The sequence below is a fragment of the Halopenitus salinus genome, assembly GCF_055397165.1.
Window position 1 is genome coordinate 261,156 of sequence record NZ_AP043853.1, and the last position, 21,937, is coordinate 283,092.

At 58.4% G+C, this 21,937-nt stretch carries 24 protein-coding genes and 1 pseudogene; 16 read left to right on the forward strand and 9 right to left on the reverse strand.

The features are described from left to right. The first annotated feature begins 52 nt into the window (after positions 1–52). The gene (locus tag ACZ5YD_RS03045; protein WP_379741374.1) at positions 53–481 is read left to right on the forward strand and encodes an RDD family protein; all 429 of its coding nucleotides are present in this window, start codon (positions 53–55) and stop codon (positions 479–481) included. Positions 482–541: 60 nt separating this feature from the next. On the opposite strand, the gene ACZ5YD_RS03050 is transcribed toward ACZ5YD_RS03045, so the two are convergent. Next, positions 542–1,228, reverse strand: a complete 687-nt coding sequence (locus ACZ5YD_RS03050; protein ID WP_379741378.1) for a helix-turn-helix domain-containing protein — start codon at positions 1,226–1,228, stop codon at positions 542–544. 339 nt (positions 1,229–1,567) lie between these two features. Here ACZ5YD_RS03050 and ACZ5YD_RS03055 point away from each other — a divergent pair. Together ACZ5YD_RS03055 and ACZ5YD_RS03060 are read left to right on the forward strand one after the other, a co-directional pair. Further along, positions 1,568–2,364: pseudogene (locus ACZ5YD_RS03055) on the forward strand (alpha/beta fold hydrolase). Positions 2,365–2,572: 208 nt separating this feature from the next. Further along, complete coding sequence (locus ACZ5YD_RS03060) at positions 2,573–3,349, forward strand: CPBP family intramembrane glutamic endopeptidase (protein WP_379741381.1); 777 nt, start codon at positions 2,573–2,575, stop codon at positions 3,347–3,349. Between the two features lie 293 nt (positions 3,350–3,642). Here the strand turns inward: ACZ5YD_RS03060 and ACZ5YD_RS03065 are convergent, their stop codons facing one another. Then, a complete protein-coding gene (locus ACZ5YD_RS03065; RefSeq protein ID WP_379741384.1) occupies positions 3,643–4,506 on the reverse strand; it encodes a halocyanin domain-containing protein in 864 nt (287 codons plus the stop codon). Between the two features lie 226 nt (positions 4,507–4,732). Here ACZ5YD_RS03065 and ACZ5YD_RS03070 point away from each other — a divergent pair, with 226 nt between their 5' ends. The 3 genes from ACZ5YD_RS03070 to ACZ5YD_RS03080 all read left to right on the forward strand — a co-directional run bounded on the left by ACZ5YD_RS03070 (position 4,733) and on the right by ACZ5YD_RS03080 (position 7,566). Continuing rightward, positions 4,733–5,509, forward strand: coding sequence for an ABC transporter ATP-binding protein (locus tag ACZ5YD_RS03070; protein WP_379741387.1), 777 nt, complete (start codon positions 4,733–4,735; stop codon positions 5,507–5,509). Further along, positions 5,506–7,122, forward strand: coding sequence for a hypothetical protein (locus ACZ5YD_RS03075; RefSeq protein WP_379741390.1), 1,617 nt, complete (start codon positions 5,506–5,508; stop codon positions 7,120–7,122). The genes ACZ5YD_RS03070 and ACZ5YD_RS03075 overlap by 4 nt, the downstream gene beginning before the upstream one ends. Before the next feature lie 78 nt (positions 7,123–7,200). Continuing rightward, positions 7,201–7,566 carry a hypothetical protein gene (locus tag ACZ5YD_RS03080; RefSeq protein ID WP_379741393.1) on the forward strand — a complete coding sequence of 122 codons (366 nt, stop codon included), beginning with the start codon at positions 7,201–7,203 and terminating at the stop codon, positions 7,564–7,566. 127 nt (positions 7,567–7,693) lie between these two features. Here the strand turns inward: ACZ5YD_RS03080 and ACZ5YD_RS03085 are convergent, their stop codons facing one another. Then, on the reverse strand, positions 7,694–8,215 hold the full coding sequence (locus tag ACZ5YD_RS03085; RefSeq protein WP_379741396.1) for a hypothetical protein: 522 nt from the start codon (positions 8,213–8,215) through the stop codon (positions 7,694–7,696). 273 nt (positions 8,216–8,488) lie between these two features. On the opposite strand from ACZ5YD_RS03085, the gene ACZ5YD_RS03090 reads away from it, so the two are divergent. Then, positions 8,489–9,589: a PQQ-binding-like beta-propeller repeat protein gene (locus ACZ5YD_RS03090; protein WP_379741399.1), complete on the forward strand. Its 1,101-nt coding sequence runs from the start codon at positions 8,489–8,491 to the stop codon at positions 9,587–9,589. Positions 9,590–9,768: 179 nt separating this feature from the next. Beyond that, entirely contained in the window at positions 9,769–10,377 is a 609-nt protein-coding gene (locus ACZ5YD_RS03095; RefSeq protein ID WP_379741402.1) for a hypothetical protein, read from the forward strand. Between the two features lie 217 nt (positions 10,378–10,594). Here ACZ5YD_RS03095 and ACZ5YD_RS03100 read toward each other — a convergent pair whose 3' ends face one another. Beyond that, entirely contained in the window at positions 10,595–11,722 is a 1,128-nt protein-coding gene (locus ACZ5YD_RS03100; RefSeq protein WP_379801127.1) for a DUF8173 domain-containing protein, read from the reverse strand. Between the two features lie 354 nt (positions 11,723–12,076). Between ACZ5YD_RS03100 and ACZ5YD_RS03105 the strand changes: the two genes are divergently transcribed. From ACZ5YD_RS03105 to ACZ5YD_RS03115, 3 genes are all read left to right on the forward strand, one after another. Continuing rightward, on the forward strand, positions 12,077–13,186 hold the full coding sequence (locus ACZ5YD_RS03105; RefSeq protein ID WP_464384456.1) for a hypothetical protein: 1,110 nt from the start codon (positions 12,077–12,079) through the stop codon (positions 13,184–13,186). A gap of 168 nt (positions 13,187–13,354) precedes the next feature. Then, a complete protein-coding gene (locus ACZ5YD_RS03110) occupies positions 13,355–14,584 on the forward strand; it encodes an outer membrane protein assembly factor BamB family protein (protein ID WP_464384457.1) in 1,230 nt (409 codons plus the stop codon). Next, a complete protein-coding gene (locus ACZ5YD_RS03115) occupies positions 14,577–14,996 on the forward strand; it encodes a hypothetical protein (RefSeq protein WP_379741415.1) in 420 nt (139 codons plus the stop codon). The genes ACZ5YD_RS03110 and ACZ5YD_RS03115 overlap by 8 nt, the downstream gene beginning before the upstream one ends. A gap of 32 nt (positions 14,997–15,028) precedes the next feature. On the opposite strand, the gene ACZ5YD_RS03120 is transcribed toward ACZ5YD_RS03115, so the two are convergent. Beyond that, complete coding sequence (locus ACZ5YD_RS03120; protein ID WP_379741417.1) at positions 15,029–15,367, reverse strand: ArsR/SmtB family transcription factor; 339 nt, start codon at positions 15,365–15,367, stop codon at positions 15,029–15,031. Between the two features lie 136 nt (positions 15,368–15,503). Between ACZ5YD_RS03120 and ACZ5YD_RS03125 the strand changes: the two genes are divergently transcribed. After that, entirely contained in the window at positions 15,504–16,010 is a 507-nt protein-coding gene (locus tag ACZ5YD_RS03125; RefSeq protein ID WP_379741420.1) for a GbsR/MarR family transcriptional regulator, read from the forward strand. 9 nt (positions 16,011–16,019) lie between these two features. Here ACZ5YD_RS03125 and ACZ5YD_RS03130 read toward each other — a convergent pair whose 3' ends face one another. Together ACZ5YD_RS03130 and ACZ5YD_RS03135 are read right to left on the reverse strand one after the other, a co-directional pair. Next, positions 16,020–16,571: a hypothetical protein gene (locus tag ACZ5YD_RS03130; RefSeq protein ID WP_379741423.1), complete on the reverse strand. Its 552-nt coding sequence runs from the start codon at positions 16,569–16,571 to the stop codon at positions 16,020–16,022. A 54-nt stretch (positions 16,572–16,625) separates the two neighbouring features. Next, on the reverse strand, positions 16,626–16,952 hold the full coding sequence (locus ACZ5YD_RS03135; RefSeq protein WP_464384458.1) for a hypothetical protein: 327 nt from the start codon (positions 16,950–16,952) through the stop codon (positions 16,626–16,628). 128 nt (positions 16,953–17,080) lie between these two features. Between ACZ5YD_RS03135 and ACZ5YD_RS03140 the strand changes: the two genes are divergently transcribed. The 4 genes from ACZ5YD_RS03140 (at position 17,081) to ACZ5YD_RS03155 (ending at position 20,085) form a co-directional block, all read left to right on the forward strand. Beyond that, a complete protein-coding gene (locus ACZ5YD_RS03140; protein WP_464384459.1) occupies positions 17,081–17,221 on the forward strand; it encodes a hypothetical protein in 141 nt (46 codons plus the stop codon). Positions 17,222–17,644: 423 nt separating this feature from the next. Further along, a complete protein-coding gene (locus tag ACZ5YD_RS03145) occupies positions 17,645–18,373 on the forward strand; it encodes a hypothetical protein (protein WP_379741429.1) in 729 nt (242 codons plus the stop codon). A 377-nt stretch (positions 18,374–18,750) separates the two neighbouring features. Further along, positions 18,751–19,779: a hypothetical protein gene (locus tag ACZ5YD_RS03150; protein WP_379741432.1), complete on the forward strand. Its 1,029-nt coding sequence runs from the start codon at positions 18,751–18,753 to the stop codon at positions 19,777–19,779. A 60-nt stretch (positions 19,780–19,839) separates the two neighbouring features. Next, the gene (locus tag ACZ5YD_RS03155; RefSeq protein WP_379741435.1) at positions 19,840–20,085 is read left to right on the forward strand and encodes a PRC-barrel domain-containing protein; all 246 of its coding nucleotides are present in this window, start codon (positions 19,840–19,842) and stop codon (positions 20,083–20,085) included. Here the strand turns inward: ACZ5YD_RS03155 and ACZ5YD_RS03160 are convergent, their stop codons facing one another. Both ACZ5YD_RS03160 and ACZ5YD_RS03165 read right to left on the reverse strand, forming a co-directional pair. Further along, the gene (locus ACZ5YD_RS03160; protein ID WP_379741438.1) at positions 20,086–20,805 is read right to left on the reverse strand and encodes a hypothetical protein; all 720 of its coding nucleotides are present in this window, start codon (positions 20,803–20,805) and stop codon (positions 20,086–20,088) included. Next, entirely contained in the window at positions 20,805–21,641 is an 837-nt protein-coding gene (locus ACZ5YD_RS03165) for a hypothetical protein (RefSeq protein ID WP_379741441.1), read from the reverse strand. The genes ACZ5YD_RS03160 and ACZ5YD_RS03165 overlap by 1 nt, the downstream gene beginning before the upstream one ends. Between the last annotated feature and the right edge of the window lie 296 nt (positions 21,642–21,937).

Sequence of the window (21,937 nt, forward strand, 5' to 3'; positions counted from 1 at the left end):
ACTGCTACAATATTTCAACAATAATATAATATGGAGTAGTTACGGGTGAAATATGGAGAAACATCCGCAACCACAACTCGGGACAACTGGAGATGTAATCTTACACAGGATACTCGCGTTCTTTATCGACGGAATCCTCGTCGGGCTTCTCTGGGGTGGAGTCGTGTTCGTTGGGTCTGCTCTCGGCGATATTGCGTTTCTGGTACTGGCGCTACTCGGAGCGGTTGCGATTCTGATCTATGTCTTTCTTCTCGAGGGGCTCTATGGATACACCCCTGGAAAGTACTTGCTGGGATTAGTGGTAGTCAAATCCGACGGGTCGAACTGCACGATCGGTGCGTCGATCCTCCGGAATCTACTGTGGATCGTCGATTCACTTCCGACCGCAAACATCGTTGCGATGGTGTTGATATTGTTTACGGACGACAACCAACGTGTCGGCGATCTCGTCGCGGATACGATCGTCGTCAAACGATATTAGTCGAATCCGATCGATTTCTGGTTGACTAAATCACAAAATGACCGACAGTGAGAACCGGCTTCACTCTGGAAGGGGTGGCCACGTCGGTCCAACGGTTTCTTCGATCAGTTGTGTTTGTGCACGCCGGAGCCGTTCAGACACCGAAGAAGACGACACATCCAGCTCGTCGGCGATCTCCTCAAATGACGTTCGACGGGGGATATCGAAATATCCCAACTCGTACGCCGTCCGTAGCGCTTCGCGTTGACGATCTGTTAGCCCTTCTCCGGGGGATTCTGGGTCACCGCCACGAGTGAGCCGGAGCAATCGAAACCCTGCGTTTTCTCGCCAGAAGGAGGAGAACTCCTTGAAGGTGTCCCGAGTGGCGAACCAGCCGGTTTGACACCACCCGTATGACGTCACTTCGATACGCTCAATGATCGCGTCCGTTCTGGCCAATGTCTTGAGGTCCTCCAAATTCGCGATCGACTCTCCCAGTTGTTCCTCGAGACTGAGTGCCGGAATCGCCTGATACCGTCGAGTCTCATCCGCCTCTCCGATCAGCATCCAGTCCTCGACGTCGTAAGCCTCAGTGAACGCCATCTCGATTCGACGTCGAGTACTCCCCGTCACGGTGACGAGGAACAGAGGACGATCGCCGTGATTATACTGCAGTTCCAGGGTGGCATCTACATCGCCGAGATCTCCAATAGACGACACGAGCGGAAGATCCGTACAGTGTATCTCGAATTCGGCGACGAGCCCCATCGATCACTCACCAATCAACACGATTAGTCACTCGTTAGGGCTTCTTTCGGAGTGCTCTCGTTCATTCGCTCCTCGTTCGTCCTTTGTGTCGGCAAGGAGTCGGTCAGCGCTCGCCGATCGTCGGTGTTGTGGTGAGACGATCGCCTCTCCGGATCCCTCGATGCGGTCTTCGGGATCCCCCACCGAAAACCGATCACGGAGGTGAGAGAGAAGACATCGAATCATCGTCCGATCGAGTGTTCGAGGTGTGGGCTCTTCAGCGTTTGGCGGCGTCCGATATTTAAACGCCCGGATGGCTGAGAGAACGAGTTACCGCGTCGTCGATCGAACGACAAATGCATGCAGCGAACACGATCGCAAGATGAGACCGGGATAGCGTATGAACGATATGGTGACGGGCAACCGTTGATACTCCTCCACGGCGGGATGGCTCCCAAAGAGTACTGGCACGACGTGATTCCTGCCCTCACGGGATATGCCGCCATCGTCCCTCAACGGCCTGGTTTCGGTACCTGTCTCGATACCGTCGACGAGACGAGTGCCGACGAAGTGTTGGAGCGCGAGACGCGGTATGTCCGGTCTCTCGCGAAAGCAGTTGATGGTACTCCAATTCTGTTTGGTCACTCCTACGGGGCGCTCACCGCGATCGAAACGGCGGTCAAGCCGACCGCCAGTGTGGAAGCCGTCGTCGCGTACGAACCGGCGATCCTTCCCGAACAGTACCGCGAAACCGCCAATCTCGCCGATCGTATGGAAGCCCTCCTGGAGGATGGAAATCGTCGCGAGGCGGTGAAACGATACATCGAGAGGGTTCTTCATCCGGAAGGGATCACGGATCTCGACGCGTGGCTCGCGGAGTGGCCAGTTTGGCCTGAGTGTGTCGACCTCGCAGAGGAGGTAATCCGAATGAATCGCGCCGTCGAACGATACCGGCTTCCGGACAAGCTGGCGACGTCCCCGTTCTCGTGATGTCGGGTACCGATGGACCGGAATTTCTCCGCAAGAGCGCACGTACTGCTCACGATGCACTCGAAACAAGTCGATTCGTCGAGTTTAACGACCTCAGCCATTCGGGTCCTGCCGAGGCACCAGACGTGATCGCCGCAGAGGTGAAAACGTTCCTCCAGATCTGTTGAATTCCATTTCGCCAGGCAAATTCCCATCTAAATGGCTCTGTTGAAATCGTCAGAGATTGATAGAAATTCCGTACTGTCTACAGAGGATGTATGCAGCAAGCCTTCGTAACCTATCACCGGCTGGAGAATTCATCAACTGCAATCTTGAGATAATTGTTCACACATAACTAAGCATCCAGACCTAGAATAGAGATGATGGCTATACATAATGGATCCATCACCTGTCTCCCAAATCACGTCTGGAGACCCACCCGCCTCGGGCAAAGAGTCCAATCCGAGCCGCACGTTGCTTGTTGGCAGTGCGCTCCTTGCGGTTTCCGCCACAGGTGCTTTCCTCATCATTCAGGGATTCGAGTTACTCCAGATAGAACTAGGCTTCGCGAGTTTTGCGCTGACCTTCCTCGTCGGCGGTGGGTTGGCAACTCTCTGGTTGGCGATCTTCGGCTTGACGTATCTCTGGTTTCGACCGGTAAGAGTATCCTACGGGATCAGATGGCCAACACTCCGTGACGCAGGCTGGATCGTCGGTGGTGTGACCCTGTCCGTTATCGTCGCAGTCCTCGTCGAGATCGTCGTCATACCCTTCGGGGATGGCGGGGCGACGACCATTTCGTCCGCGGCAGCCGTCTCGAATCCTCTGGTAATCTACACGGTATTCCTCATCGGCAATCTCGTCTTCATCGCCCCAATCGAAGAATTCCTCTACCGCGGTGTCATTCAAGGTCGGCTACGCGAATCGTTCGGTCCCGTCGCCGCAATCTCTATTACATCGATCGGATTTGCACTTGGGCATATCCCAAGTTACTGGTTCGGCGGATCTGATCTCGTCTCGGTTTCCGTCGGCGGAGCGCTATTGGGTATCGGCGCCGGTGGGTTCGTCCTTGGTGCCATTTACGAATGGACTGAAAGTCTGTTGATCGTTAGCATTATCCACGGGATTCTCAATTCAATCGGGATCGGAATCGCGTTGCTGGCACTCTTGTGAGGCTTGTCGATCAATAGTGATTGACAGTTTATGCTGCTACAGTCGCGCTCTGTATTCAGCAGGACGCCGAAAACATGTCACCAGTTGAGGATTTCAACAGAGCCGGATTTTACTATTGGCTGTCCAGATTCGCGGTTGTCGCGTTGTTTCCCTTCTCTACAGGTGGAACAGGCCGAGTGCCTCGGGGTCGTTCGGGAGAGCGAAGCTCTCTCGTGATGACGAGACGCCTTCGGCGTCTCGAACCACTTGACCCCGAGGCAGTTCACAGAGGAACGAGAAGGATGCCCACGACTTCAGCCGTGGGAGGAATCAGACTCAACGATAATGGCACCACGCTGTCCGATAGCGTGGTGAGGTTCACAGGAATACCTAAAGACGCCAGTCTCGGTGAACGTTTCTTCGAAATGAACACCAGACTCGGAGTGGATAGTCTCACCGTCTAGATCGGCGTCTTGGAATGCAATATTGTGAGCACCACCATTCCCGGTCCACGACCACCGAACTGTAGTTCCGGTCGAGACTTTCACTGCATGCGGTTCAAACGCAAAATGGCCATCGTTCCCCTTCGCTCCAGTGGTGATCTCGACAAGGTCCGTACCCATACGGTCGGTGATTGTTCCATCATATTCGTTCGTTCCAGCGAGCCACTTGTCAACAGTCGGGTACTCGCTCGACGGTGCAGAATCGACCACAACGACACCTTTCATTCCGGCATCGGCGTGTGGCTCACTGACGTATTTGTACGTCCCTTGCTCTTCGAATGTGTACGCAAAAGTCTCTCCTGACTCCGAAGCAGGTAGACCACTATCAAAGGTGCCATCAGTAGCTACGACGTTGTGCTCTTCGTTGTCCCCAATCCACTCCCACGTCACCGTTGTGTCAGGTGCGATCTTGATCGCGGGCGGCGAGAATGATTTCGTATTCGACACACCAAGGTAGACTGTCGGTGGCTCATCATACCGGTGATCGCGAACCTGATGCGTCTGTGGATCATTCGCAGTTGCAAGCCACGTATCCAATGACTCTTCGTCATCGTTTTCGCCGGCGGAAGAAGTCGAATCAGCGTCCTGTGCTTTTACATTACTGAACCCAGTCAAAGAGCCGAGTCCAATAGCTATGCCTGCGCCGAGAAATGTACGGCGATTGGTGGAGGGCATTCCGTGTAGGTGTTGGCATGGAACACATACAAAAGAGGGGATAGTTTTCAGTCACTTAGAATTGGCTTCATGGGACTCGCTCAGGTATAGAATCACCCACCTAGAGGTCAATCCCTGAGGGCACAAGTGGAGTACCTCAAGTTCAAGCCCTGCACAAACGCATCAGCTATCACAATTTTGATAACCTAAACTCTTAGGCAAACAGCTGTTGAAGGGAAATACGGATATGCCCTCCTCGAATACGGATGTCGCCGTCGAGACGAGCGACCTTCGGAAGACGTACGGATCCGAGGTCGCTCTCGATGGGGTATCGCTTACCATCCCGATCGGCACCGTCTACGGATTTCTCGGGCCGAACGGTGCTGGGAAGACCACGACGATGCGGTTGCTGACTGGACTGTCGAATCCCACCTCCGGGACGCGTCGGATCTGTGGCGTCGACGTCGAAGATCGCCGCGCGATCGCGCCACTCATTGGGTACCTTCCTGAAACACCACCTCTCTACGAAGAGTTCACCGCCCGCGAGCAACTCGAGTACGTGGCCGATCTTCGTGATATTCCTGGTGAAGATGCTTCGGAGCGGATCGAACACTACCTCCAGGAGTTCGATCTACACGACGACGCCGATCGGCGTATCGAGGACTACTCGAAAGGGATGAAACAAAAAACGGCCTTCATCCAGTGTGTCCTTCACGATCCGGAGGTTCTCTTTCTCGATGAGCCAACGTCGGGGCTGGACCCGCGGGCTGCTCGCCGGATCCGCGAGTCAATTGTCGACCTTGCCGAAGAAGGGACCACGGTCTTCCTGTCAACGCACGTCCTGCCGGTTGTCGAAGCAGTCGCCGACGAGATCGGCGTGCTGTATAACGGTCAACTGGTCGCCGAGGGGACGCCTGCAGAGCTCCGATCCCGTGCGGAAACCGCTGAAAGCGGATCGCTCGAAGACGCCTTCCTGGCCGTGACCAGCGAGGACACCGTGGCCACTTCGACGGACCGAGTATGAGTCTCCTTCGAGACGTTCATCACGGGCTACGCATCGGACGTGCGGAGTTTCGTCGCAGCGTTCGACAGCAGATTCACAACAATCGCCGACTTCTTGGCCTCATCCTGGCGATTCTGTTCTTCGGCGGGAGCCTGCTCTTTATGCTCCCCACAGCGTTCATCCTGGGACGAACGGTACGCACTATCGATACCCTTCCGTATTTTGCCCCTGCCACCACAGTGTTGCCGGTTGGATTACTACTCCTTGCGATACTCAGAACCCTGGAACGAATCGGCAGTAGTGACACGGAGGATCTCCTCTTGACGACGGTTCATCCGCGAGCGGTCGTCATCGGGCTCGTCACCGCAGAGGTCGCACGAATGGTTGCGTGGTTCGGCGTTCCATTAGGGGCGCTTCTCGTCGCGTTTTCACTCGGACTCGGAGCACCAACGCTACCCATGACGGTCAGCCTTCTTATGGTTCCCTTAGTTTGTTGGACTGCCGTGTGGGGATATGCAGGAGGACTTGTCGTTCTTCGGGTGTTTCGGCGTCTTCCGACAGTTCGACGCGTTCTGAAAGGGGTAGGCGTTTTCGCAATGGTCGGGTTAATCGTGGTGTCCCAATTCATCGGCCCGTTAATCATTGAGGAGGGACAATTGATACAAGATATTCTCGAGGGAATCGCGTTATCGCCGCTGACTGACTACGTGGCGTTAGTGTTTATTGGGACACATCTAGCACGAACGGTCACGCCGGGAGCAATCGCTGTCCTCTGTGGGCTCGGAGTAATGATTCCTGTTGGTCTCCATATCGCGACACTCCAGGCATCGGAGCTGTGGTTCACGGACGTAGTATCTCATGGAGGAACAGCTAAGAGAAGGATCTCGACTTCGAAATTCACCGTCCCACGGCCGTTTGCGTGGCGAAAGTCCGGACGTATTGCGTGGGGACTACTGGTCCGGGGAGTTCGCAATCCCGGGAAATTCGGTCACCTCGTAATGATCGTGTTCATCATCGGGCCATTTGGAACGACGCTTGCCCAGTCATCTCACGATGCGCTCGGTCTACTCGTTGCTGGGATGGGCGTCGGACTTGGTGCATACTTTTCGGGGGCGACGTTCGGATTGAATCCACTCGGCGACGATCGACCACAGCTACCGCTTCTCCTACTCACACCGACCAACCCCCAAACGATCCTTCGAGGGCGGATGTGTGCCAGTCTCGCCGTCGGGATTCCGATTGCGGTGAGCATTCCTCTTGGCTCGATACTGCTCGGCACCGCGCCGATGAGTGCGATCGTGTTCGCAACTGTCGGGCTTGGAATGTGTCTCACCGCGGCCCTCTTTTCGATCGGGATCGGGACGGTCTACCCCATCTACGAGAAGCGCAAATTCTGGGGAACAGAAACGGTGGTTCCATCCACCCTCGTGATGATCGGCTATCTCGTTGTCGTCACGGGGGGGACGGTGATCGGGTTAATACTGACGTGGTATCACCTCTCGAACGGGATCGGATCGAGTCCAGCGATCTGGGTCGGGTCGGGTATCTATCTGCTCATCACTGCGGGTGTGTCGTACGGTTCCTACCGATACGGGCAGGTTCGATACGAACGATACACCATCGACCAACAGTAGAGGAGTTATCGAGTTGACACTCAAACTCCAGTTTGACTCATAAGCGGATATTCTTGTGTTCGCTATGTAGCTGTAGATATGCCGATCGAAGTCGAGAAAATGGCTACGAATTCTGGACTCGATAGTACCGAACAGCACCGTGATCGATCAACTGAGAGCGAGGACATACTTATTCGGAACTACGACACCAACGATCCCCACCGTATCAAAGTCGCCCTTCGAGACAAGAATGGGCAACAGGTGTTTGAGAATAAATACGTAGTACGACCTCAAGGGATCAAGAGCGTATCTGACGCTTTCAAACCAGGGACGTACGTGATTTCAGTTCAATGTGACGACATACATGAAGAACAGCTTGAGATCGATATCGGCACTCAGCCCGAGAAAACCGCAGTGATCGAACTAGGTAATGGAATACTCTCCATCACGCAGGGTCTTTTCTAGTACTATCTGGAAATTGTGGTTATCTGATGCTTTATGAGATCCTCGGATAACGATTTAATATAATATAGTTCCACCGTCAGTTCCGGCCAGATTTCGAGAGGTGGTGGACGTCGTCATCAATCATCGGCTATCCGCGGAGGAGCCACCCGATCCCGCCGGCACAGGTCGACGATCCCTCGGATCCGGAGGGTTCCAACGTGAGCGAGTGCGTCTGGCCACGCCGCTTGCAGGTGATCGCTCGCGAGCTCGTGTGTTCCCTCTCGGTGCCACGTTCGACGACATACACGGTTGCGTCACCTCGGGACCAGCCGTCGATCGTCCCCGTGGTCGTCTCCCCGGGCTCGACGGTGAACGAGTGCGTGTCGACGCCGTCGTCGACGAGCGTCACGTTCCGATACTCGCCGGGCCAGACGAGTTCCTCGTAGGTGACGAGCCGTCGTTGTCCGTCCTCCGTCGTCACCTCGAAGTTGAGAAATCCGGCCGCGTCCGCATCCGTCACGGTGTACGCCGTCACGTGGTAGGTCGCGTCGTCCTCGTTTTCGAGCGTCACCACCGGCTCGGGGGTTCCGACTCCGAGGACTCCGCTCGTGAGCACCAACGTGAGGACGAGGAGGCCCCCACCGACGAGGAGGGATCGCCGCGAGACCATACACCACGATCGACTCCCGTCTGTAAAAATTCGACCCTTCGCCGTCTCGAACGGGGTTGAAATGTGTGTTTGCGCTCGATGTCCGAGCCCGGTGGCACCGCCACGTGGTACCGGTAGACCCATTTGTGCGGGCCCGAAGGTACGGATCGAAGCCGAATGCCCTCCAGAAGACACTTTCTTGCAGGAGTGGGGACGCTCCTCGCCGGCACAGCCGCCGGCGCCCGGGGAGTTGCATCCCCCACCGAACCGACGTCGTCGCCACTCGACTGGCCCATGCCTCGGTACGACCCTGCGGGGACGGGCCACAATCCGGACGTTTCGGGGCCGACGAGCGACGTGGAGCCCGCCTGGATTCACGAGGCACCCGCCTGGTTCCGCGGCGCCAGCGCGCCCGTCCGCCTCGGCGAGACGGTGTATGCGACGGGCGGGGGACTGCTCGCCTGTGCTGCCGCCGACGGCACGCGGGCGTTCACACACGAGGGACCCTACACGTCGAGTCTCGCCGCTGCGAACGCCTCTCCGTATCGGACGTCCACGCTCGCTGCCACCTCGACGGGAGGCCTGTACGGTCTGAACGCCGGGGGCGGAATCGAGGTTCCCGGTTCCGATCGACGGATCGGAGCCCAACGGTGGAGCGGTCCTCCCCGAGCGGAGTATCGCCCGACGATCGACCACGCACCGACGACGAATCCGGTCGCCGCCGACGGAACGATCTATGCGCCCGTCGTCGGGACGAACGATCTCGCGGCGGTAAACGCCAACAACGGGTCCGTCGACTGGCGGGTGACCGTCGTCGACGACGAGGTGATCAGCGCGTCGTTCGGGCGACCGGCCGTAGACGACGACGCGGTGTACCTCGCGAACTGGCCGAATCGGGTTTCCGCATACGATCGTGTGGACGGCACACAACTGTGGCAACGCGACCGTGACGAACAGATGCAGCTGAGCACGACCGTCACCGACGCCGGTCTCGTCGTGACGACACGACGGGGCGTCGCGCTACTCGACACCGACGATGGCGAGCCGATCTGGGAACGCGACCTCGATGGGAACGCGACCGAGGGTGCTGGAGCGGTAACCACGGAGCGAGTCCTCGTGAGCGACGGCCTCGAGGAGTTTCACGCGCTCGACCTCGAGACGGGCGAGGTGGACTGGTCGGCTCCCCTCGAGGGAGAAACCGAACCCGTCGTCGCCGACGGCGTCGTCTACGCGGTCGAGCGAAACGCGTCGCTGGTCGCGTTCGATGTCGAGAGCGGCGAGGAGCGGTTCCGCTACGAACCGTCCGAGGTACCGCTTTCCCCACCGATCGTCGGGGACGGACGGCTACTCGTCGTCAATCGAAGTCGCCTGATCGCCCTGGAGGAATCCACATGACCGCAAACGGAACTCGGGATCGTGGATCCAAACGAAGTGATGGCGAGTGCGATCCAGAGTCAGTTCCGAAGGAGATACTGGCCACGCTCCGTTCGAGCGTTCGTCTCTGGGTGCCCTTCGTCATCGTCGGTTGTCTCTGGACCGTTTTGGATCGGCTCCGTCTCCGAGATCCGCTTCCGGTGAGGCGACCGGGATCCGGATCGACGCTGCAGGTGGTCTATACGCCCTATCCGACCGGAGCGCCGGGGACGGTTCGGACACTCGATGCGCTCGTGGATCTTCCCGCGGAGGTGTTCGTGTACGCCCTCATGGTCGAGCTCGTCGCGGTGAGCGCGGTGGCGGCTGCAAGCTGGCTGACGATGACGTGGGCGAGCGACGTGTCGTTCTCCCCACACGGCTCGTTCGTGTACTTCGTCGGTGTCGGTGGGCTCTACCTCACGGAACGGGTGGGTACTGCGATCTCCTTGGAGTACTCCCCCGGGTCGCTCCTGGTTGGAGTCACGGCACTCGGTATCGTCGTCTTCATCGCCGTACGAACGTTCTTCCTCCCGATCGCGCTTCTTCTGGAGCCAGGGATCCTCGCCGCCATTCGGACGAGTTGGAGTCGGTCCGTCTCCCACGGATTCGCGTTGGCCGCCCTGATCGTGACGCTCGGTCTCGGGGCGGGCTGGCTCGCCGAATTGCCGGCCGTCGGCGTCTTGCTCTCCGCAGCTGTCGTGGGTCCCGTTCACTCCGTCGCGCTCGTGGTCCTCTACGAACGGTATTCGGATAGTTCGGTCACCTCGTGACTGTGGAGTTGGGACGTCCGTTCGTCTGCGTGGTCGGCAGGTGACGGATGCGACATCTCGCTCGTGTGGGATCCCCGATCGCATCCGTTGGTCGATCGAAGTCGTGATGCACCGCCTCAAGGAAATCCCAAAACGTCGGAGCGTGATCTCCGTCCAGCATCAAGATCACAGAGATTCACGGAGGATGCCCACGGCTTTAGCCGTGGAAGGGATCCGACTACCTCGTTTCGTTCACCGGCGGAGCTGGATCGGGATGATCTGGAGCTTCCCCATCCTCTTTTCCGCGGACATGACGGTCATAGAGCGAACGCACGATCGCACCGATTCCGAGAAGCGTGAACAACACGAGCACCCACCCGACGTATGGAAGCGCGTTCGCGATGCTCACGAGGGCGAGACCGACCGCGAGCGCCCCCCATCGATGAACACGATCGAACAGCGACAAGGTGTAGGTGCCGACAACGAAGGCCCCATAGACCAGTCCGATCCACACCGCGAAGATGATGTTGTAGCTCGCGAAGAACGCCAAGGGAATGCCGATCACCGAGAGGAACACCATCACGAGGACGATCGGTGCCGCAAACAGGCTGACGAGGCCGACACCCCCGCATACCACCGGTCGATCGATTCCCCGATCGGACACGCTCTCGCTGAAGCTCGGAGCGACGAGAAGGAGTATTGCCCCGAGCAGGAAGTTCGCGAGAAAGAGATACGCACCGAGCAGGGGCGTCACGACGAAGTCGGGGACGTCCGGAAGTGACGTATCGGAGAAGGGACCCATACCGGAGTCCTCACGCTCGGTAACCGTCCCGGTGATCGTGGCGGAATCATCTATCTCGGCGCGATCAGCGCGATAGGTGAGGTCACCGTCAATGCTCGCAGTCGGTCCGACGGTTACGGAATCGCCGTCGAGACGTGTGTTCCCGTCGATCGAACCGTCGATCGTGATCGTTCCACCGGTTATATCGGCGGGTCCGCCGACCGTGGTACCCTCACGGACGTGGATAGTGCCACCAGTGGCCGTTATAGCGCCGCCGACATCCCCGCTAACGTTCGCGGTGCCTGCCGTCACGGTCAGATCTCCGGTCACGTTTCCGGGGACGAATACCGACCCACCCGTCACGGTGAGATCGCCGTCGACGGTCCCCTCGATCCGGACGTCACCACCGGTCACCTCGAGGTCACCGTCGTGTGTTTCATCGGACGCGATCGTGACCGTCCCGCCCGTCCGATCGCTTTGTGCGCTCGCAACACCCCCGACGAGCGAGAGGCAGAGAAGACACACGATGGCGAGGACGATTCCCCGTGTCAGTCGATTTCGAGAGGGGCGAAGTGTGAGTTGCATGAGTGGGGAAGGTAGATAGGCACGTTACCGTTCGACGAGCGAGCCACCACGAGGGGATGCGGGCAAGCCGGGGGCATTGATCCCTCGCGTGTCGCAGTCTCGGAGTAGAACACCACCAGCTCGAGCGAGGAACCGATCGATACCGTCACTGAACGTTCGGCCGAGTTGGAGGGCCATACGGGTCATTCGGTGATAGACCGAGATAAAACCGGAGGAGACTCATACCGTGTTTTCACCAACGTGCGAGTTGCCCTCGTGCGTTGAGCGTCCGACCGTGGAGTTCCTTAGGTGTCCGGAACCGAGGAGGAGCCACCACCCAGTCAGATTCATATTTTCACCAATCGTACCACAAGTATGGCGAGAGCGTGGCTCAGGTTCATCGTAAGTGCCCTCCTAGTGATCGGACTATCCGGTGGGTTGGGGATTCCGGCAAGTACCCCAACCGACACAGCTCGGATGACCAGTCCGGTCGTAGAGGCATCAGCACAGTCACCCGATTTCGAAGCGTTGGCACCACGGGGGCGATGGAACTCCTCAACGGGAACCGGTGAGATCATCCTTGACAACGAGAGCTATTACACGGTCTTCCAGGGAGAAGAGGACATCCGGACGTGGCGTGATACATCCGGAACGGACGTCTCTGAAACCGTTCTGGAGGGAGAGACGGGACGGAACGAGGGAGAACCGCTTCGTCTATCGGGGTCGATCCAAGCCGATCAGACGCCCGGCCGATACTCCGGTGAGGATCTCACGGTACGTGTTCAAGAGCCTCGGATCAGCACCGTCACGCTCTACAACAGCGTCGGAACGGAACTCGACGACACGTCCGAGCTGCAGCGAGACGAATCGCTGTTGGTGATCGTCGACTGGAACTACGTCGAGGCCGAGGACCTCGAGGTCGACCTGGTCAGCCACGAGGGGAACATCTCCATAGAGCGGGAAGTGCTCTCGGCGAATCCAACGGACGCACAATCCGATCGTCTCCCGGAAGACGTCGACGAGGACGTTCTCGCTCGGGAGGTTCAGGGACTCGGAACGACGAACGATCGTACGGCCTACTGGTTGTTCGATTTCACCGAGGTTGACGAGGGAACCTACACGCTCCGTATCGAGGGAGTCGACGATCTAACGGCCGGCGAAGCGAGTGAAACCATCCGGATCGACGTCGGAACGGACGACACGTCGACCACGACGCCGACTGCAACGCCGACCGCCACACCAACCGACCCCGCCACACCGACTTCGACACCATCCGATTCACCAACGATAACCCCAACTACATCACCCGAACGAACACCTACAACAGAACCACCAACAGCGACCACGTCGCCGACGGATACCGCCACACCAACGGAGGCTCCGACTCGAACGACGGACGTTGAGGAGCCCGGATTCGGGCCCATAGCCACCGTCGTCGCTCTCGTCGTCGTGTCAGTATACGCAATTCGATCTCGCCGTGACTGAGGGCCCTCTGGTGGGTATCCACTCCCGGTGGCGACGATCAGTCGACGACGGTCGGTCATCTGAATCGATTCTGATCATGTGAGAGGAGGACGTCGGGCCGCGTCGGACGAACCTGATCTAACACCCGGGTGGAGAGGTACAGTACGCGTTCGACGGTCCACATGGATTATGGGGACACGCCGAAAAGGTGATGTCGACGAAATGCCGCCCTCCATCACGAGACGTCGTCTCCTCGCCCTCGCCGGCGCGTCGGCCGTCGGCGGAGCCCTCCTTCCGAGAGCGAGCGGGACGGCCCACGATTCCGCAGAGATGGATGCCTGGAACCATCCACGTGCAAACCCACGAAACACGGCGAGCATCGCACAAACCGGACCCAGCGCTCCCGACACCACGTGGACTCGCCGGTTCGATCAGTCGAACCTGTTCCGGTTCGAGGGGTGCGCGCTCGTCAACGATCGACTGCTCGTCCCGGCACACGATCGACTCCGTGCCCTCTCGAGCGAAACGGGCGATACACGATGGTCGATTACGTTGCCCACGGATCGGCGCCGTGAACACCACCAACTCGATAGCGCCCCACGGGTTCACGGTGATCTGTGCCTGGTCGCGTCCCTGTCCGCAGTGTACGCGATCGACATCGCGAGCGGTGACCCTCGGTGGCGGTTCGAGTTGAACAGCAGTACCGACGGGCTGACGCTACTCGGGAACACGGCGTACGTTTCGGCGCTGCTCGATGGTGAGCATCGACTTGTCGCACTGGATGTAACGTCCGGTCGCGAGCGTTGGCGAACCGATGGACAGTACGTACCGCTTGCAGCTGATGAGGACGCGATCGTCGTTGGATCACCTACAGGACGGAGCGAGGAATCCCGACTCGTCGCGTTTGATCCGGAAACGGGAACACGAGAATGGACGAGCGACGAGACGCTCTCGGAGGGACGACATCGGCAACGTCGAAGCGGAGTCGCGATCGGCGAGAACACGCTCTTCGTGACGGATTCGGGAACGCTCCGTGCGTTTGACCGGGACGATGGCCGCCACCAGTGGGACGTCCCGCTCGGTGACGAGGAGTCGACGTTTCTCGATCGGATCGCCGTCGACGGCGACGTCTTCGTGGTCAGACCGGACGTGGACCGCGTCCTTCGTGTGAACCGGTCTGGAGCGATCGGTTGGGACCGCGAGTTCATAGGAGCAGAACACGGGATCAGCGTCGGCGCCGACCACGTGTACGTGGCTCGACGATCCGGAGTGAGTGCACTCGATCCGGAGACGGACGAGAGCGTGTTTGCGGTCGACGTCGCCGACACACCAGGGCATGGATGGACGCCCGTGATCGACGAGGGGACGGTATACGGGATTGCCGGTGACACGGTCTATCGGGTGAGCGACGATGAGTGACTCCGACTCCGGCACCGATTCCGACTCCTGGTTACATGATGCGGGTCGAGCCCTCCTACTGTTCGTCGTACTCACGCCGATCGTCGGACCACTGGGGGGAATCTTCGAACACGTGGCGGTACTCGTCGGCGCCGACGAATTGTCGTGGATCGTCGCACCGACGATGATCGTGGCGCCGATCGCGGGATTGCTCGCAGCGTACGAGGAGCGCCGATACGGGGCGGTGTTCATTACGGGAGTCCTCACGCAACTCCTGTGGAGCATACTTACTCGAGCGACCGCCCTCACGGACGTTCACGTGGTGGGGAACGTCCGGATACTGACTGCAGAACTACTGCTGTACGTGGCCGCACTAAGTCTCGCGCTCGTCGTCGTGTTCTACGTCGACTGGGACCGTATTCGAAGCTCGTGACTCACCACTACCGATCGTGATCGGAGCGTCGATCAATCCTCTTCAAACGTCACGACGATCCGTTCGCTCGCCAGTGCGAAAACCGTCATCGGCTTGCCGCGCGCCGAATACCACGTACCTGCTGTTTCAACGAGGTCAGCTCCCTCCAACCGCTCGAGGTGGTACTGGACGTTTTGGATGGAGGTGCCGATCGACTCCGCGATTTCGGAAGTGGTGTGGGGCTCGTTACGGAGCGTAGCGACGATCGCCTGCGCGGTGTCCGAGGAGAGCACCTCGAAAACGTCGGTCGAATCGTTCCGACGAACGACCACGTTATCGGCGTCTTTTGGCGTGTGATCGACCGGCGTCTGGTGTGGAAATGCGCTTGACATTGGGTGGAGGGACGGCCGTTTCTCTTGTTCGGTACATTCCGAACAAACAAACCAAACGGTTTAAGGATTACGGAATGAAAAAGGCTGGTGTGGATCAAGAGGGTTCTCATACGGAGCGGGGGGACATACCTACATTATGACCGGGGAGCACACGGACGTCACCGAGCGAGTCATCGAATCGATGGAACAATCCGCGGAGGTATACGGATTAAGTCGGAGCGCGGGACGCGTGTATGGCGTATTGTATTTCGCCTCGGAGCCGCTATCGATCCCCGAGCTGGTCGAACGAACCGGCTATGCAAAATCGACCATCAGTACCGTTACTCGCCAGCTCACACGGATCGGATTGATCCATCGACGATCGTCGCGTGGAGGCGGGAGGCGGGTACGATTCGAGGCGGAACACGAGATCTGGTTCATCCTCCAGGACGTCTTTCAACAGTATCTCCAACGCGAGATGCAGTCAACGCTCCGCACGCTTCGACAGGCCGAGTCCGATCTTGAAGAAGAAAAAAATCCGAACGCCCAAGAGCGGATCCGGAATCTCCGTCAAACCTATGAAGACCTACAGGTGGTCGTTCGTCTGGCCGCCGAATTTTCACCCGAGGAACTCCGTAATGCGCTCGAAGAATACGATTCCTAACGGAGAGTGCTACCAGTAGACGGTGAATTCACATTCATCTCCGCCGTTCCGACGACACTCCGTTCCGGTTTCCTCGACGAACACGAAGCTATCGACGGGTGCATACTCTTGAGCGGCACCACGGATGAGTCCACGATCGAACGGACACGGGTATGGATTCCGACAGGTAACGGTGCCAACTTGATCGCCAGTCTGTTTGAATCGGTAGTATCCGATCCCTCCGTTTCGATGGTTTTGCTGATACGCATCGTCGATCGACTTCAAGCCCTCCGGGACGGTCTCCGGATCGGTCGGCCAGTCAGCAACCGACGGGATCTGTTGACCGAGTCGATCGAGTACGTGCGTCTCGAGATCATCCGAGATCACCTCGAACGCGTTGAGCCACGCTTGCTGTGGATACCACTCATCAGGCCCGGGATCAACGATTCCTTCATCAGCGAGCGCATCCATCGCTCGATCACGATATTCGTCGGAGAACTTCCCCATCGCTTCCGTGACGATGGTACGGACGACCTGACCACGAACCTCGGTCTCGTCGTCGAAGGCCTCGTACGGAGTCATTGGATCCGAAAAGTCATTCAAGGCGTATAAAACCGTGAGAAACACCGCGATTCGTTAGACGGACGGGAGCGCGAACGAGGCGAAGTTACGGGTCGTCTCCGATTCGATCTCGAGCAAACGATTGTACTTGGCCAGCCTCTCGGAGCGGGCGAGCGAGCCGATCTTGATCTGGCCCGCATCCAACCCGATCGCGAGGTCGGCGATAGTGCTATCGCACGTCTCTCCGGATCGAGCCGAGACGACCGGGTTACATCCCGCATTTTTGGCGTGGTGAACGACGTCGATCGCTCGCGTGATCGTACCGGCCTGGTTCGGCTTGACTAGCACGGCATTCGCCGCGTTGTGTTCGATCGCTCTGTCCAGCCGGTCCTCATTCGTCACCAGAAGATCGTCACCCAGCAACTGAAACAGCTGGTCGCTGAAGGGGAACCACCTTTCGGTAGGTACTTCGTTCAATTCATGGTTCAACTCCCTTGATTTGCAATATGGTTTCCCGCGAAAATCAGGTAATGGTCACCTCTGCCACGATAGCCCTCATTGTTCTTTTCGCTCTACGGGCATTTACGAACTTAGGGGTGTTATCAAGGGTCGCAATTGTCGTCGTTGTCATAATCGTCACACAATCTATCCTCGGACGGGTGTATCAGTAAGCACAATCTACTTACCCGCTGATATGCCTCAAAAATATGGAGATCAATACCAGTGAACTGTTCTGTGACACCTTGTGAGGTGGATAGTTCACCTTCGGAAGATAGAAACGAGGGTGCCCAGTCTGACATCCTCCCCGCCCTGAAGGGCGAGGTTTTGCACATGTTAATCCCATGAGCAGTGCGAGGGCGATATGGAGCGCTCCAGATGGACCATTGAAATTGATTTCCATAACTCGGATTGGAACCTCAAAGCGGTAAAAGGAGGACTCGTGTTTCTGAGTCCGTAACTCGTTAGGAATTGCCCTCATCCTACCGAGCACACCTATTGCCGGTTGCTCCGTGAGGAGAGGAACCGCGCGTCCATAGCGGAACACACATTTTCTTCCACAAACCCTTTGTCACCAACTCGAAGTCTCTGTAGGTATGTCCCCGACGCGCCGCTCCCTCCTCCAGATGGTTGTCTCTGCAGGTATGGCTGGTGTAGCCGGCTGTTCGACGTCGAGTGAACCCCCGTCCCCACAACGTTCTCCGCCGGATCGCGAAACACGATCCGGGTCCATCACGAAGCCAGCAGTCAGCAAGCCCCGAAACCCGGCTGAAAACGTCGTGTTGCTCACCCGCAACGGGACTGAAACGGAGAGATCCGGTAGCCACACGTCTTCTACCGAACACAGGGTTATTCAGACGCTTTTCGTCGATGACGAAGACGTCTCGGAGGTAACCTTCGCTGATGGGGTCTCACAACGCGACGTCGACGAAGCCAAATCATTCCTTCAGGAAACGGATTTCGACGATCAGTCGGTGTTTTTCAGGACCGTCAGGACCGAATCCTGTCAGCGGTACCGGATCCAGTCCGTCTCGTGGGAACCTGGTCACGTAGAGTACGAGTTTTGTCGTGAGCTTCGCCCGCCAACTCACACGTGTGCAGCCGACAGGTGGGAGGCAGTTGGACTATTCATACGCATACCGGCAGCTCTCAATACGGATCTCTCGGGCACGGGCGCGAGCGGGCACTCTCCCTGTGATGCGACGGACACTGACTACCGCCAAATCGATGCGAACGTGACGGTTGAGGGTTCACGTACGATCACGGGAGCGAATGACTCTTCGAGAATCCGAACTACGCCGGTAGAGACGGGTGAGGACGCGTGAGTCGAGTCGATTCACTCTCCCGACGGGAACTCCTCTCCGCCGTCGGCGCCGCGGCGATCGCAGGCTGTACGGAACGTGAGCGGTCGTACTGGGAGAATCCTCCCGAGTTTACCACTGATGGACTCGACAGTGCCCTCCATCGATCGCTCCCAACCCGCCCGGCAATCACTCCCGTCTCGTTGACGCAATCGACGGTTTCCCGACACCGGGAGCGGATCGAGAATCTCCTCGAGCCGATTCCGGATCCACTTTCCGACGAGACGCTCCCGAACGCAACGATCCGGACACAGATCGTCGAGAGCCGTGATCGGGCACGCCGCGAACTCGAGCAATTGGCAAACCTCCGCCGCCATCGTGGGAATCCCCCGGCTTTGTCAGTGATCGAGCGACTGGTCACGGCACGATCGGAGGCAGCGATCGCCGTTGGAACGTGGGCGGCAGTGACGGAATCCGGCTCGCCAACAGCGATCGCCCGATCGGTCCAGGCCGTCCTCGAGACTATCGAGTCGTTCGGTGATTCCCTCCCGGGACCGGGACGAACCATTGGCGAGGGGGCAACCATCTACGGAGCGATCGAACGGTGGCTCGACGTTGCCCGTCGATCGACGCTCGTTGGCGGACCACGAACCGTCGCGGAGCAACCGAATCCGGTTCGTACCGGGAGAATGGTCGGCGACATCGAACGGGTACAGGCACAGATCGATCTGGGGAGATACCTCACTTCGCGATATGTGGAGATGGTTGACGGTGGGCTTTCCGCTCGTGAACTGGAGCGTGCCCTCGAAGAGACGTTGGCGTCGATCGCACCCGAAATCGAGGAGCGATTACGAGCGCTACACGGTGCCGATGAGGGTGACGAGTTGAAGCGGCCGATACGGTATCCCGACTCCGACGTATATCTCGACCGGTCGGATCTTCCTGACGATGCACCCAGTGCACGGCTTCTCTCTCGACGAATGGGCGAGTTCTTCGACGATGCACGGTTTGATCCGATCGCTCTGCCGGGGTACTCGCCCACCCATCCCGCAACGACCTTTCGCCGCACATACCGGATGTGCTGCTACCTCAACGCGTTCGATGTCGTGGGCAACCGTCTCGAGGAGGGGACAGCGTTCAGCCCATCCGATGGAGACGCGATCGCGGAAGCCCGTTCAAATGCGATCGACGCTGTCGAAACCCTTTGTCGATCGGATGTTGATCTCGAGCGATGGATGGGCCGTCGATTAATTCCGACTTTCGAGGAGCCGGATTCGAAAATACGAACCGCTATTGAGGGACAATCCGAGAACGACCAACGGTCGCTCACGAGGGCATACACGGACTACCGATGGATATCGGTCCTGGTTGGAGTCATTCCAGAGGCGACTCACACGTTCGAGGACGCAGGGGCCCAGTTGGAGAAGTGAAGCTAAGATATCCATTTCACCTATTCGTGAATTTATCCTCATGGGACACCACGTGTCCGTATGGAACAGGTCCTCGCCTCCACCATCAGCGGAGACAGCGTGATGACGACAACCGGGCTTGAGTTGGGCGTCTTGGAGAATATCTCGTTTGATCCGAAAACGGGTGAGTTACAACACCTTCGTGTTGAGCCAGCTGCGAATGTTGATGCGGGATTCACACGAACCGAGGATGGCCAATTGCTTATCCCTGCTCATGCAGTTACCGCGAAAAATGACTATCTCCTCGTGGAACCACGAGAACCGTGATCACGTGACGATGCCAAACAGTCCTACACCGATGAAGATGAGTCCAACACTCAACGGAAACACCGCATCTCGAAGTCGTTCAGTTGCGAACCGTCTCGGAGAGCGGTCCGTAACCACGAGATTCCCGTTGAGAGCCACTTCCCCCTGTCTCCGTTCCGTGGGTCCTGCCACGAGATATTCCTCACCCGGGTCGATCCGCCGCTCGACGTAGCGCCGTGTTCCAAATCCCGGAAGTATGCGTATCCAATCCGCCACCGGTTCGAGCTCCTCTCTGACGTCGACGAATTGCCGGATGCGGTCGGGTGGTGTCTCGTCGGCGCCAACCGTGATGACGGTCGATTCCGTGTCGAGGCCGAATCGCTTCGGAGACGGACGGACGTTCACGCTGCCGTTCGGCCCGTCGAGGGTGAACGGACGTGTTGCGACGCCGTCGTCGAGATGCGCCTGCACCCACGGGAGCGTGATCCCGAACGGCTGTTTCTCGGTGACCTCGAACTCGACGCCGAGGCACGGCGATCCCGTGAACGGTGCCGAAAGACCCTCAGTCGACTCGGTGGCGATCCCCCGGCACACGACGAACGAATCCTCGTCCGTGACCGCGTCCGGATCGACGACGTCCGAACGGAGCACTCGCGGGACGACAGCGAGCCGACGGAGTCCGTACCAGCCGATCGCAACGCCGAGGGCGACGAAGACGACGCCCAGAACTGTGAGCAGCATCAGTTGGAGGAGTTGACGTTGTCGTCCGCATCGGGCTCCCGTCCCGCCGGCGTCACATCGGAGGGAAACTCGGCGTAAGTGATGTACGCCGTCCCTTCGTACTCGGGGAGCCAGGTCCCGTACGAGTCGCTCGTTTCGAGGCCAGGATGCGCTCGTAATCTGGAGATCACCGACCGAAACGCGTCACTCGCGCCGTCGAAGTACCCGCCTTCGATCGCTTCCTCGACGATCTCCCGTTCGGCGGACGACAGCCCCGAAAGGGTGAACTGGTAGGTCGATCGGAGCTGTTCGGCGTATGCTTCGGTACTGGGGGCGATCTCCGTGACCGCATACTGGTAGGTGATCTCGTCGACGGTTCCGCGTTCGAACTGCACGCGATACGTCGACTCCTTATAGCGGATGTATTCGTACTGTTGTGTCGGAACAAGGACCGATGATTCGGTAGCGTTCTCGGGATAGACGTATCGCGTCCCCATATCGAACCCGTCGTGTTGCGGTGGATCGTCCCGCGGCGGGATCAATCCCTCGAGCGCGTTCCTGTCTTCCTCCGGGAGATCGGCATACGCAATCGAGTCGGCCGTATCCGGGGAATCCGGGTTGTAGTCGACGCGAATGTCGTAACTGGTTCGCTCTCGACGGGCGGTTTCGGTCGCGGAGACGTCGTAGTATCCGCCCTGAAACCGGACGGGCTCGTCAACGTCGATCGGTGGTGTGGTCCCGGATGCAGTCGCCGAGCCGTTTTCGACCGCGTTCTGGAGTATCCGATAGTCGTCCGACTCGGACGAGACGGACCGTGAGGCTTCATCAGCAAGTCGATCGGACGTCGCTTCCTGCATATCCAAAACGTTGGATGGATGTGCACATCCGGCGAGCGGTGCTGTGAGGAGGGCGGTCGTCGCGAGGTACTGGCGGCGGCGCACAGTCCAACCGATCGTCGGGATGCGCCGAAAAGGTTCTGTACACTTCATGAACCACTTTAGTCTCAAACAGCGAAGCGACCACACAAAGAATTATTCGACTCCCGCTGTTCGTTGCCGTTGGGGCTTCGACTGGAGGGCCGAAGCACCTGTCGCAAACGATGTAGACTTCACGGCTGGGAAACCCAGTCGTGTCTTCTCGTTTGTCACTTACA

Coding starts and splice junctions, on each gene's coding strand:
- ACZ5YD_RS03070 (WP_379741387.1), top strand. CDS start 4,733: ATGCCCTCCTCGAATACGGATGTCGCCGTCGAGACGAGCGACCTTCGG.
- ACZ5YD_RS03115 (WP_379741415.1), top strand. CDS start 14,577: ATGAGTGACTCCGACTCCGGCACCGATTCCGACTCCTGGTTACATGAT.
- ACZ5YD_RS03050 (WP_379741378.1), bottom strand. CDS start 1,228: ATGGGGCTCGTCGCCGAATTCGAGATACACTGTACGGATCTTCCGCTC.
- ACZ5YD_RS03130 (WP_379741423.1), bottom strand. CDS start 16,571: ATGACTCCGTACGAGGCCTTCGACGACGAGACCGAGGTTCGTGGTCAG.
- ACZ5YD_RS03105 (WP_464384456.1), top strand. CDS start 12,077: ATGGCGAGAGCGTGGCTCAGGTTCATCGTAAGTGCCCTCCTAGTGATC.
- ACZ5YD_RS03120 (WP_379741417.1), bottom strand. CDS start 15,367: ATGTCAAGCGCATTTCCACACCAGACGCCGGTCGATCACACGCCAAAA.
- ACZ5YD_RS03140 (WP_464384459.1), top strand. CDS start 17,081: ATGGTCACCTCTGCCACGATAGCCCTCATTGTTCTTTTCGCTCTACGG.
- ACZ5YD_RS03125 (WP_379741420.1), top strand. CDS start 15,504: ATGACCGGGGAGCACACGGACGTCACCGAGCGAGTCATCGAATCGATG.
- ACZ5YD_RS03090 (WP_379741399.1), top strand. CDS start 8,489: ATGCCTCGGTACGACCCTGCGGGGACGGGCCACAATCCGGACGTTTCG.
- ACZ5YD_RS03045 (WP_379741374.1), top strand. CDS start 53: ATGGAGAAACATCCGCAACCACAACTCGGGACAACTGGAGATGTAATC.
- ACZ5YD_RS03155 (WP_379741435.1), top strand. CDS start 19,840: ATGGAACAGGTCCTCGCCTCCACCATCAGCGGAGACAGCGTGATGACG.
- ACZ5YD_RS03100 (WP_379801127.1), bottom strand. CDS start 11,722: ATGCAACTCACACTTCGCCCCTCTCGAAATCGACTGACACGGGGAATC.
- ACZ5YD_RS03060 (WP_379741381.1), top strand. CDS start 2,573: ATGGATCCATCACCTGTCTCCCAAATCACGTCTGGAGACCCACCCGCC.
- ACZ5YD_RS03110 (WP_464384457.1), top strand. CDS start 13,355: ATGGGGACACGCCGAAAAGGTGATGTCGACGAAATGCCGCCCTCCATC.
- ACZ5YD_RS03085 (WP_379741396.1), bottom strand. CDS start 8,215: ATGGTCTCGCGGCGATCCCTCCTCGTCGGTGGGGGCCTCCTCGTCCTC.
- ACZ5YD_RS03160 (WP_379741438.1), bottom strand. CDS start 20,805: ATGCTGCTCACAGTTCTGGGCGTCGTCTTCGTCGCCCTCGGCGTTGCG.
- ACZ5YD_RS03065 (WP_379741384.1), bottom strand. CDS start 4,506: ATGCCCTCCACCAATCGCCGTACATTTCTCGGCGCAGGCATAGCTATT.
- ACZ5YD_RS03080 (WP_379741393.1), top strand. CDS start 7,201: ATGCCGATCGAAGTCGAGAAAATGGCTACGAATTCTGGACTCGATAGT.
- ACZ5YD_RS03145 (WP_379741429.1), top strand. CDS start 17,645: ATGTCCCCGACGCGCCGCTCCCTCCTCCAGATGGTTGTCTCTGCAGGT.
- ACZ5YD_RS03075 (WP_379741390.1), top strand. CDS start 5,506: ATGAGTCTCCTTCGAGACGTTCATCACGGGCTACGCATCGGACGTGCG.
- ACZ5YD_RS03165 (WP_379741441.1), bottom strand. CDS start 21,641: ATGCAGGAAGCGACGTCCGATCGACTTGCTGATGAAGCCTCACGGTCC.